Source organism: Dietzia cercidiphylli (assembly GCF_014145145.1).
Taxonomy (GTDB): Bacteria; Actinomycetota; Actinomycetes; order Mycobacteriales; family Mycobacteriaceae; genus Dietzia; species Dietzia natronolimnaea.
In genome coordinates, this window is record NZ_JAALEA010000206.1 from 1 (window position 1) to 3,652 (window position 3,652).

At 69.4% G+C, this 3,652-nt stretch carries 3 protein-coding genes; all 3 read right to left on the reverse strand.

All coding sequences use genetic code 11. The features are described from left to right. Positions 1-26: 26 nt before the first annotated feature. The gene (locus G6028_RS08035) at positions 27-1,220 is read right to left on the reverse strand and encodes an ISL3 family transposase (protein WP_338404180.1); all 1,194 of its coding nucleotides are present in this window, start codon (positions 1,218-1,220) and stop codon (positions 27-29) included. 206 nt (positions 1,221-1,426) lie between these two features. Next, positions 1,427-2,236 (reverse strand): phosphate signaling complex protein PhoU, encoded by an 810-nt coding sequence (gene phoU / locus G6028_RS08040; RefSeq protein ID WP_182658567.1) that lies wholly within the window; start codon positions 2,234-2,236, stop codon positions 1,427-1,429. A 102-nt stretch (positions 2,237-2,338) separates the two neighbouring features. Further along, a complete protein-coding gene (dusB, locus tag G6028_RS08045; RefSeq protein WP_179524628.1) occupies positions 2,339-3,517 on the reverse strand; it encodes a tRNA dihydrouridine synthase DusB in 1,179 nt (392 codons plus the stop codon). Positions 3,518-3,652: the final 135 nt, after the last annotated feature.

The window sequence follows — 3,652 nt, forward strand, 5'->3', positions numbered from 1 at the left end:
CCGGCTCTTCGCATCTGAGCGTGGGGTCAGGTCCGTAGCCCGCCGGCGATGAGGAGCATCCGCAGGCGATAGTTGTCGCGGTTGCGGTAGCCGCGGGCCAGGCGCCGGTGGAGTTCGATGAGGCCATTGATCGCTTCGGTTCCTCCGTTGTTGGAGCGGCCGGTGGTCCAGTACGCGAGGAAGGCGGCCTTCCACTTGCGGAGCGTTCGTCCTAGTCGGGCGATTTCCGGGATCGGGCAGGATGGCAAGGTCGCGAGTACCTTCTCCGCAGCGCTGCGCCCGGCAGGCAGGTCTTTGTGGTGGTAGGCCTGTCGGAGTTCGTGGGCGACTTGCCAGGCGATGAACAGTTCCTCGTGTCGGGGGTCGGCGGCCAGGGCCTCGTCGAACCGCCGCCACTGGCGCTCGGTGAGCCTGTCGGGGTCGCAGCGGATGATGGTGCGGATCCCGTAGAGCGGGTCGCCTTTACGTCCGCGGTGACCGCAGATCTGCTGCTGCAACCTCCGGCGGACCTCGTCCACGGCGCCAAGGGCGAGCTTGACCACGTGGAAAGCGTCGAGAACAGCGGTGGCATCCTCGAGTTCGTCATCGATCGCTCGCTTGTAGCCGTGGAACGGATCCAACGCGGCGATCTCGACGCCGCTGGTGAAACCCTTGCCCCGCGCGGTGAGCCAGTCTGCGAACACCACCCCGGAGCGGCCTGGCACGAGGTCGAGCAGCCTGGCCTGTACTTTGCCGTCCCCGTCGCGGGTGAGGTCGACCATCCCGGTCAGTTCCTTGGGGCCGCGCTTACGCCGGGAGACATGGTGCCAGATGTGTTCATCGACGCCGAGGGTGCGGACGCCGTCGAAGCGGGCCGGATCATCGGCCAACGCCTCCAATGCAGCCTTGACCGGCGTCCACACCGTGTGCCACGCGGTACCGAGCTGACGAGCCAGTCCGCTGACGGTGGCGTGCTCCCGGCGCAGCTGTCCCACTGCCCACTCCACGACGCGGGCCGTGGTGGCATGCCGCGGCGAGGCAAGCCCAGGCAGGTTCTCCACGAACGTCACACGTTCGCACGCCCCGCCTGGGCAGACGAAGCGGCGTTTGCGCCAGATGATCGTGACGGGGCGGCCGAACGCGGGGATGTCGACCAGACGCACCACCTGCCGTCCATGCCCCACCCCGGCGGCGCCGCAGTCCGGGCATCCGACCGGTCCCGGCTCGGATTCGACGGTCACCTCCAGGTGCTCGCCACGCAGACGCGCATCAAGGACGTACACGTCGTCGAGCCCGACGAGAAGATCGCAGCGGACACAACGGGGCGCAGGTGCGGTTCCGGTGGCAGACCGGCAGCACCCGATAGGCTCAGACATGGGTCGAGGCCCTTTCAGGATCGGATGTAGTGGTACTTCCAATCCTTCAGGGCCTCGACCCTCTCGTCTCCCTACCGCCTCACCGGCGTGTCGTCCTCACCCACGCTCAGATGCGAAGAGCCGGATTTCCCCGGGTCGTCCCCCGAGACGCGGTGCGTCAACGACCTGTCGGTCTCGTTGAAGCGGCGGACCAGCTCCTCGTTGGAGGCGGAGGAGTGCTCGGGATCGTCCTCCGCCAGGGTGGCGTACTCGCCGGTGGCGAGGAAGATCACGCGCTGCGCCACCTCCACCGCGTGGTCCGCGAACCGCTCGTAGTAGCGACCGAGGAGGGTCACGTCGACCGCCGACGCCACTCCCCACTTCCACTCCCGCACGGTGAGCAGGGTGAACAGGTGGCGGCGGAGGTCGTCGACGGCGTCGTCCTGCTGGGCCAGGGTGGCGGCCTGCTCGGCGTCCCGGTTGAGCAGCACCTCGGTGGCGGACCGGCCGAGCGAGACCGCGACCCGGCCCATCTCGGCGAAGTACCCGTTGACGGGCTCCGGGAGCACGCTCTCCGGATGCCTCCGACGGACGATCTTGGCGACGTGCCCTGCCAGCGTGCCCATCCGGGTGAGGTCCTGGACGAGCTGGATGGAGGTGACCACCTGCCGGAGATCACGGGCGACCGGCGCCTGGAGGGCCAGGAGCGCGAACCCGCGTTCCTCGTTCTCGGTCGCCAGCCGGGACATCTCCGTCGAGGACTGGAGAACCCTCTCGGCGGCCACGAGGTCGACCTGGAGGAGGGCGTGGGTCGCCAGCTCCATGTCGTCGGTGGCGAGGGAGCACATCCGGGCCATCGAGGTGGCCAGATCCGCGAGTTCTTCAGAGTAGACGAGACGCATGTGAACCAGCATACGGGCATGTCAACCGCACTATCGATACCGGCGATGAACGGCCGATGAACAGGGGGACACGTCATCCGCGCCGGTGCCGGAGGTGCCGGTTCAGCCGCCCGAGTTCTCCGCGTCCGCACCCTCGAGAGCCACCGCGTCGTCCTCCGGATCGTCCAACCACCCCTCGGGCAGGAGAACCCGGGAGGGCGATCCCTGGCGGCCGCGCGGGCCGTACCCGTCGGCGGGGAAAGGCTCGTCGGCGGGCAGATCGGCGAGCATCTCCGCAAGGTCGTCCAGGGTGCGGACGGCCGCCAGGGCCACCCGCTTGCCGGAGCCGGCAGGGAACCCCCGCAGGTACCACGCCACGTGTTTGCGGATGTCGCGCATCCCCTTGTTCTCACCGTGGTGTTCGGCGAGGAGTTCGCCGTGGCGGTACATGATGCGGCCGACCTCGCCGAGCGTGGGCGGGGCCGGTGCCTCGCGCCCGTCGAGGGTGGCGGCGAGCTCGGAGAAGAGCCACGGCCGGCCCAGACAGCCCCGGCCGATCACGACGCCCGCGCACCCGGTCTGCTCCCGCATCCGGACGGCGTCCTCGGCGGAGAAGATGTCGCCGTTGCCCAGCACCGGGACATCAGAGACCGCGCCGATGTGCTCGACCAGGCGGGAGATCTGCGACCAGTCCGCCTCGCCGGAGTACCGCTGGGCGGCGGTCCGTGCGTGCAGTGCGACGGCCCTGGCGCCCTCGTCGACGGCGATGCGGCCGGCGTCGAGATGGGTGTGGTGCTCGTCGTCGATCCCCACCCGCATCTTCACCGTGACCGGGATGTCGGTGCCCTCGGTGGCCCGGACCGCCGCGGCGACGATGGAGCGGAACAGCCGCCGCTTGTAGGGGATCGCCGACCCGCCGCCGCGTCGGGTGACCTTGGGGACCGGGCACCCGAAGTTGATGTCGATGTGGTCCGCCAGGTCCTCGTCGACGATCATCTTGGCGGCCGCGTAGGTGTACTCGGCGTCCACCGTGTACAGCTGCAGGCTGCGCGGGGACTCGTCGGGCGCGAACGTGGCCATGTGCAGGGTTCCCGGCTGGCGTTCGACGAGCGCCCGCGCCGTCACCATCTCGCAGACGTAGAGCCCGGACACCGAACCCTGCTGCTCACGTTCGAGTTCGCGGCACAGCGTGCGGAAGGCGACATTGGTGACGCCCGCCATCGGCGCCAGGACGACCGGTGAGGCGAGCTCGAGGGGGCCGATGCGCAGGGCGGGCCCGCCGGTGGCGGTGGGTGCGGACATGATCCGAGTGTCCCAGCGCGGGGCGGGCAGGTCCAATGGGGGCGCCCTGTGCCGCCCGGCCGATCGTGGTGCCCCCAGTCGGGCTCGAACCGACGACCTGCGGATTAAAAGTCCGTAGCTCTACCAAACTGAGCT

Excerpts from the sequence above, each read along its gene's own strand:
- dusB (WP_179524628.1), bottom strand. The coding sequence starts at position 3,517 with ATGTCCGCACCCACCGCCACCGGCGGGCCCGCCCTGCGCATCGGCCCC.
- phoU (WP_182658567.1), bottom strand. The coding sequence starts at position 2,236 with ATGCGTCTCGTCTACTCTGAAGAACTCGCGGATCTGGCCACCTCGATG.